Annotated in this window: 5 protein-coding genes; 1 reads left to right on the forward strand and 4 read right to left on the reverse strand. The window is 48.5% G+C overall.

Annotated elements, in window-relative coordinates:
- Window positions 1–9: 9 nt before the first annotated feature.
- The 4 genes from DXN05_RS20985 to DXN05_RS21000 form a co-directional block, all read right to left on the reverse strand.
- The gene (locus tag DXN05_RS20985) at window positions 10–1,440 is read right to left on the reverse strand and encodes an anion permease (RefSeq protein WP_116849259.1); all 1,431 of its coding nucleotides are present in this window, start codon (window positions 1,438–1,440) and stop codon (window positions 10–12) included.
- A 24-nt stretch (window positions 1,441–1,464) separates the two neighbouring features.
- The gene (locus DXN05_RS20990) at window positions 1,465–2,628 is read right to left on the reverse strand and encodes a porin (protein ID WP_116849260.1); all 1,164 of its coding nucleotides are present in this window, start codon (window positions 2,626–2,628) and stop codon (window positions 1,465–1,467) included.
- A gap of 430 nt (window positions 2,629–3,058) precedes the next feature.
- Entirely contained in the window at window positions 3,059–4,966 is a 1,908-nt protein-coding gene (locus DXN05_RS20995) for an AAA domain-containing protein (RefSeq protein ID WP_116849261.1), read from the reverse strand.
- Between the two features lie 42 nt (window positions 4,967–5,008).
- The gene (locus DXN05_RS21000; RefSeq protein WP_116849262.1) at window positions 5,009–5,905 is read right to left on the reverse strand and encodes a LysR family transcriptional regulator; all 897 of its coding nucleotides are present in this window, start codon (window positions 5,903–5,905) and stop codon (window positions 5,009–5,011) included.
- 94 nt (window positions 5,906–5,999) lie between these two features.
- Between DXN05_RS21000 and DXN05_RS21005 the strand changes: the two genes are divergently transcribed.
- On the forward strand, window positions 6,000–6,608 hold the full coding sequence (locus DXN05_RS21005) for an NAD(P)H-dependent oxidoreductase (protein ID WP_116849263.1): 609 nt from the start codon (window positions 6,000–6,002) through the stop codon (window positions 6,606–6,608).
- Window positions 6,609–6,854: the final 246 nt, after the last annotated feature.

Here is a 6,854-nt window from a genome sequence, read left to right on the forward strand (position 1 = left end):
ACGCATTGCCTACCACAATCCCAACACCTTCCACCACAGGCCGCCTATGCCGAACCAGATGGCCAGAAACAGCACACTGATAAAAAAGCCGTGTTTCCACCAGTCTTTCATATCAACGTAAGTGCTGCCAAAGAATATCGGTGCAGGGCCATGACCATAGTGCGTTAACGAACCCATGAGCGTTGCACACGCACCCAGGAAAATAGCGAGCATGGTACCTGGCACACCCACAGATACACCCACCGCGAGAAACACGCCATACATCGCTGCAGCCTGTGCGGTAGCGCTGGCAAACATATAGTGACAGTAAGAGTACACCAGTATAATCAGGGGGAACGCCACCTGCCAGCTCAGGTGCGAAATCTGCGCGCCGATCAGGTTACCAAACCAGCCGATAAAACCCAGCGAGTTTAAATAAGAGCCCATCATTACCAGCGAAGAAAACCATACAATAGTATCCCATGCGCCTTTCTCTGCCTTTACATCTTCCCAGGTAAGCACACCGGTAAGCAGCAATATGCTTAGCCCGATTAATGCGCCCGTAGTAGCATCCATGGCAAACAGGTTGCCGAAAATCCATAGTATCAGCAGTACAAAAAAGGTAACCACCATCAGCCATTCCGCCACTGTTACAGGGCCCATTTCTTTCAGTTTCTGCGCTGCCATAGCAGGTGCATCTTTGGTATTCTTCAGTTCAGGCGGGTAGAATTTATACAGGAACAAGGGCAGCACTATAAAACACACCAGGCCAGGCAACAGCGCAGCAATGGCCCAGCTGCCCCAGGTAATGGTGATACCCAGGTCTTTCGCAAACTTCTGCGCCATCGGGTTACTGGCAGTGGCGGTTAAAAACATCACCGAGGTAATCATATTCGCATTGTAGCTGCTCAGTGTAAGAAAAGCGCCTATCCTGCGGTGTGTTTCCGGCTTATCCGGTTCTGAGCCCATGTTTACGGCAATGGATTTCATGATGGGGAAGATAACACCACCTGCCCTTGCCGTATTACTGGGAATAGCAGGCGCCAGTATCAGATCGGCAATGTTAAGCCCATAAGCCAGTCCCAGCGGCCCTTTGCCAAACAACCGGATAAAATAATACGCCAGCCTGGTACCCAATCCTGTTTTAATAAAACCACGTGCAATAAAAAACGCCAGCCCGATGAGCCAGATGGTGGAATTACCAAAGCCACTCAATGCATTGCCAATCGCCTTTGCAGGGTCACCGGGTGCCAGTACCTGTGTTACGGCACACAGCGTAATACCCAGCATGGCCATCGTACCCATAGATGCGGCTTTGAGAATAATACCGAAGATGGTAGCCAGGAAGATGGCCAGCAAATGCCAGGCATTGGGCTTCACCCCTTCGGGCACAGGAATAAACCAGATGACGACACCAATAACAACGGTGATCAGCAACGGTATGGGCTTTACTTCTTTCATATAAATAAGATGATAGTTTGTTCATTAAAAGCGCACCTGCAGCTGCACATAGGCCAGGCCGTGGTTATTGACCGTAGTAAGCGGAACCTTGTTTTTATACAGATCTATCGCTACACCCATCTGCAATGCAGCATACAGGTTATCAGCAAAAATCCAGGTAAAGTTGGGAATGATGGTCTGCCGCGGATTACTGTTCTGCTTATAGGTTTCATCAAAATACTCGTACCGTGACGACAGCTCCAGCGCCCTGATACGCGGGCGTTTCGGCTCGTACCGCAAAATGGGAAATACATAAAAGCCCTGCATCCTGTACTGGCTTAACCCGGGTTTGCTGGTCGCAGTATCGGCTTTGTACGTAGTAAAACTGGTGCCGTTTTTAAACTCCCCGCCCAGCAGCAGTTTCCACTTGGTGCTAAGGGAAAACCGGGTTATGATATCTGCACCAATGGCGTTACCGGTACCTGAACCCTGGCTTCCGATGGCTGCGTTTAAACCGATGGTGGTGGTTTTGTTAAGATCGGCCTCTATGCGGGCATAGGCATTTTTACTGTTGTCGTTATCCAGCGCCTGGTTACGGTTATTGCCATTGTACACTCCTGTGTAATAACGCATCGGCAAATCATCGTCTTCTTTGGTAATGTTACCATAAATAGACACGCCTATCTGGAAACTCTGCCAGCCATTGCTGCCAAAGGCATAGTACTGGTTGGAATAATCCAGCGTGCGGATGATATCTACCGGCATCGCATCTTCAATACCGAAGAAGGGGCGGAACTGCCCGGCCTGTATATTGAAATACTTGTTGAGGGAGTATTTGATGTAGGCATTCTCCAGCACCTTGTTGGCAGGTTCGGTGTTGAACTCTGCAAAGTTGATCATGAAATTGGCGGAGAAGTGATCATTTACATTGGCCTTTACCTGCAATCGCGCGCGCTTGATCAGAAAACTGTTGGTAATACCCTTGGTACTGGCGGCCGGATCGAACTGTTTGCCATTTACATCCACGTTTTTGGTAACGGAGGCGAGGTAACGCGTTTGCAGCAAACCGGCAAAACTGAGGGATCGTTTGTAGGCGGAATAATTGGTAATTGTTCCGGTGTCGAGTGCAGAGATGTCTTTCTGCTGTGCGTACCCCTGCAAAAATGCGAGTACGGCAATACTGATGGCCAGGAGTTTTTTCAATGTCATAGGCAGATGTTTCAGCTTCGGCGCCTGTGGCAAACCGAATATAGGCAGAACCGCATATACCAGCTAAATGTAACGGTTACATAACGTACTGAATGTACAGCTTTTTCTGCGAAATGACAGAGATCGGGAATCGGGACATCGACAGTCGGGATGATCGCAGCGAGTACCAACTTCGAGAATCGAGACATCGACAGTCGAGATGATCGCAGCGAGTACCAATTTCGAGAATCGAGACATCGACAGTCGAGATGATCGCAGCGAGTACCAATTTCGAGAATCGAGACATCGACAGTCGAGATGATCGCAGCGAATTTATTCTTTGCCCGCCCGCGGCTGTGTCCCCACAGCCGCTGCAGAAACCGGAAAACTTCAAACGTTAAACCATTAAACCATTGAACAATCAAATCATTGAACAATCAAACCATTGAACCTATCCTTCCATAAATGACCATGCACTGTCATACGCATTGTTTTGTTCTGCATAGGTGATAAAATCTGCATAAAATGGCAGTTGCGAGAGCGTGGCGCTGTCGCCGATAACAACAAGCTTCTTGCGGGCGCGGGTCATGGCCACGTTCATGCGGCGTATTTCGGAAAGAAAGCCGATACGGCTGTCGGGGTTGCTGCGCGTCATGCTGATGTACACGATGTCCCTTTCCTGGCCCTGGAAGCTGTCGATGGTATTTACCGTGATGGACTGTGCAAAAGGCTGCAGCGCGGGTGAATGCAGCAGTTGTTCCTTCAGCAGTTCTACCTGTTGCTTATAGGGCGAAATAACGGCAATGGATGGAAACGCATCTGCCGCATAGTATTGCTGCAAGGCTGTGACCATTTGTGTAAGATGCCTGAACAGGAAAGCCGCTTCTTCCGGGTTACTGGTACTGGTTCCCTCCTGCTTTTCTTCGTAACCGCAACCGGCGGTGTCGATAAAACACAGGGGCTGGTCACCTTCAAACAACACCCTGTCTGCCACCGATGCATGCGCCTGTAAACGGTTCCCGTAAAACACCTGTGAAGAATAGCCCATGATGGTGTGGTGCATGCGGTACTGCTCTTCCAGCAGCACCACAGCTCCGGGATACCGGGCAACAATTTTTTCCAGCAAGGTAATGTTTAAACCAGCCTTTGCCGCTTCTTCGGATTTAATGGTGGGTGATAACTGGCAGTGATCACCTGCCATAACCAGCCTGCGTCCTTTAACAATAGGAATCCAGCACGCAGGTTCCAGCGCCTGCCCTGCTTCATCAATTACCACGGTATCGAAGCGCAGGTGCCGTACGGTATAATGACTTGCACCTACCAGTGTGGCGGTGATCACCTGAGCCCTGGTGAGCAGGTCGTCGATGATGTATTGTTCGGTAGCATCGGCAGACTTCATTATGTTCCGCGCTTCATTCAGCAGGGCCTTGCGTTGCTCCCGTTCTTCCTTGCCAAAATTGCGCTTGTATTTATGGGCCATATCCCTGAACTCATTGGCCTGCTTCTTCAGTTTTTTGATTTCCTTCATGCTGCTGTGCTCACTCATCTTGCTGTCGAGCGTTAAGCGCATCAGGTGTTCAGACACACGTGCAGGATTGCCTACGCGCAATACATTCAGTCCTTCATTAAACAGCTTTTCGCTCAGCAGATCTACTGCCGTATTGCTGGGCGCTACCACCAGTACCTGTTTGCGATCCTGTTCTATCAATGCCTTAATAGCCTGTACCAGTGTAGTGGTTTTACCGGTACCGGGCGGACCATGCACTACTGCCACATCTGAAGCCGTTAGTATTTTATTCACTGCAGCCTGCTGCCACGTATTGAGCTTCGGAAACACTGCCGGCGCCTGCTTTTCATTAAAGGCCGGTTGCTTTTCGCCGGTGAGTACCTGCACCAAACGCCCTTCAGCAGTCTCTTCCAGCAGGGTGGTTGCCTTGCGCAGCGCAAACTGCATTTCATCGTAGCTGTTATCATCAAACAACAGGTCTATGCCCAGCTTGCCGTCACGGCTCCATTCAGGCAACTCATCTGTACGCAGGGTTATTTTTAAGCGGTTACCGCCCTGGTAAGAGATCACCCCTTCTTCCCGGCAGCTCTTTGCATCGTGGTTGGAAAACAACACAGCAGATACGCCAAAGCGCAGCTGGTGTACAATATCCTGGTGCGTGGTACGCTCCACTTCCACAATAATATAATCCCCACGCCCCATCTCCGTACCACGTATGGCCACCGGGTACCAGGTTAAACCGCTTGTTCTTCTTTCCGCCACCGAACTGTTCTCCGTCAACTGGCGGTATAATTCCTGGTCACGCTGTTTTTCTACCTGTAATAAATCCTGTAATTGCTTAAAGTATGTCATGATTGCCTGATGGATCGATATTTTGATTGTTTGATTTTCTTCCTATAACATCTCCTGCTCAAAGATCTCCTGTATGCGTTCTATCTGTGCGGCATACATGGTTTTCTTGCGCATGGCGAAATGGAGGGTGTTTTCCATGATGTTGATGCCTTCCCATAACACGCGGATATCGCCGCTTTCCAGCTCGTGTTTAAACAGGAAATCGGGTATAATGGCAATGCCTTTTCCTTTACTGATGCAGCGCACAATACTGCACATATTGGGCACAATATAATTGGGTTTAAAATCAGGGCGCTTGCCAAAGTTCATGTACCAGAAACGGATCAGGTGTTCCATATCACCGGCAGTGCCGTACCAGGTTTGCTGTTTCAGCCAGGCCTGCATACCCTCCAGGTCGTTCTTCTTCGATAACTTGTTAAATTCAGTAACAGGTGTTTTGGCGCCTGCCACCAGTACAATTTTCTCTTTCGAGAATGCCTTGTATTGTATGTTTTTGTGCTCGCTCTTTTGCGGCGTAATCACCAGGTCGAGTATGCCATTGTCAAGATCGGCCAGCATTTCGGGATACTCGCCAAACTTGATGATCACATTAAACGGCAGCGTAGGCAGGTATGATTCCAACGTAAACTGGAAGGTTTCGAAACACAGGCCAATGCTGATGGTGGGCTTGCCTGCTTCTGTGCTTTTGTGAAAAATGCGTTCTGCTTCTTCCATTTTCAGCAACGATTCGGAAATATAATTATACAGCATCTTCCCTTTTTCTGTCGCCACCATTTTGCGCGCTGTGCGGTCGAACAGCTTGTAGCCCACATAGGTTTCCAGCGAGCTGAGATGCAGGCTCACACCGGGTTGCGACACATACAGCGTATCTGCTGCACCGGTAAGTGTACCGGTCTCATAAATGGCTTTAAAGGTTCTGAACCACTCGAGATTAACCATATGATGTATTATTATTCTGATACAAAGCTATGATTTATCTAATTTTTATAGTAGATAAGGCAGGGTAAATTTGTATTCTTAATTAGAAAAGCAAATGAAAAAGATATTTATCATCAACGGCGGACAGTCATTTGGTCATTCAGGCGGCCGTTTTAACGCCACCATTACCGAAGCCACCACCCGCTTTTTTGAAGCACAGCCTGATACAGCGATACGTGTCACAAATATCAACCAGCCTTATGATGCAGCAACAGAAGTGGATAATTTCAGCTGGGCCGATGTGATTATTTATCACATACCCGTATGGTGGTTCCAGGTGCCGTACAAGCTGAAGCAATACATTGACGAAGTGTTTTCCGAAGGGCATGCAAAGGGCATTTACCACAGCGATGGCCGTTCGCATGCCAACCCCGCCATTAACTACGGCACGGGCGGTATGCTGCACGGCAGGCAATACATGCTCACTACATCGTGGAATGCACCTGCAGAAGCATTTACTTTACCTGGGGAGTTTTTTAAAGAAACCAATGTTGACGAGGGCGTAATGTTCGGCTTTCACCGGATGAATGCGTTTACCGGCATGCAGCAGTTACCCGGCATTCACTTTCATGATGTAGAAAAAAATGCAGACGTAGTGAAAAGCGTGAAGGAATACAATGAGCATCTTAACAAGGTGTTTGCATCGCAGGCAGTGCTAGTGTGAGGTTGATCACTGGTGAATAGTCAACAGGCAATAGTGAATGATCGAAGCGTATCCGAAAGCATCTTTAAAAGCCCGGCAGTCTTTGACTGCGGGCTTTTGTTTTATTCACTATTGACTATTCACTGTTGTCCGGTAAAGTTTTAAAATAAGGCACAAAAAAAGGGGCCGAAGCCCCAGTTATCAGATAATTTTAAGTTACCACACCAAAAATTAGCCTGATGCGCAAACATACCTTTTTTACCGGAC

Origin of the sequence: Deminuibacter soli (assembly GCF_003412455.1) — a bacterium.
GTDB lineage: Bacteria > Bacteroidota > Bacteroidia > Chitinophagales > Chitinophagaceae > Deminuibacter > Deminuibacter soli.

Excerpts from the sequence above, each read along its gene's own strand:
- DXN05_RS21005 (WP_116849263.1), top strand. The coding sequence starts at position 6,000 with ATGAAAAAGATATTTATCATCAACGGCGGACAGTCATTTGGTCATTCA.
- DXN05_RS20985 (WP_116849259.1), bottom strand. The coding sequence starts at position 1,440 with ATGAAAGAAGTAAAGCCCATACCGTTGCTGATCACCGTTGTTATTGGT.
- DXN05_RS20995 (WP_116849261.1), bottom strand. The coding sequence starts at position 4,966 with ATGACATACTTTAAGCAATTACAGGATTTATTACAGGTAGAAAAACAG.
- DXN05_RS20990 (WP_116849260.1), bottom strand. The coding sequence starts at position 2,628 with ATGACATTGAAAAAACTCCTGGCCATCAGTATTGCCGTACTCGCATTT.
- DXN05_RS21000 (WP_116849262.1), bottom strand. The coding sequence starts at position 5,905 with ATGGTTAATCTCGAGTGGTTCAGAACCTTTAAAGCCATTTATGAGACC.